Here is a 248-nt window from a genome sequence, read left to right as displayed (position 1 = left end):
GTGGATCAGGCGCACGAGGCACTCAAGCAAGTGTTCTGGGCAGAGGGCTTGCCCGTAGTCGAATTCCAAAACCAGCCACTGCCCGGCCATGAACTCATTCAGCGTAAGCTCGGCTACGGACGCGGCTAAGTAGGCATCTACGACTTCGGGGTTGGCGAGCACAGCCTGTGCGGGATAGCCGACCACGAGCGAGCAGCGTATCGCCTCGAGCGCACCCGGATAGTCGTCGATATGGTAGCTAAGATCTC

General features: G+C 59.7%; 1 protein-coding gene. It reads right to left on the bottom strand.

Features of this window, described 5'->3' with window-relative positions; genetic code table 11:
• Positions 1-248, bottom strand: a 248-nt coding sequence (locus FNJ47_RS47485) for a hypothetical protein (RefSeq protein WP_163163680.1), incomplete at both ends; no start/stop codon positions are given.

Origin of the sequence: Bradyrhizobium uaiense, from assembly GCF_010811875.1 — a bacterium.
In the GTDB taxonomy this organism is placed as follows: Bacteria; Pseudomonadota; Alphaproteobacteria; order Rhizobiales; family Xanthobacteraceae; genus Bradyrhizobium; species Bradyrhizobium uaiense.
This window is presented reverse-complemented; position numbering and strand designations above follow the sequence as displayed.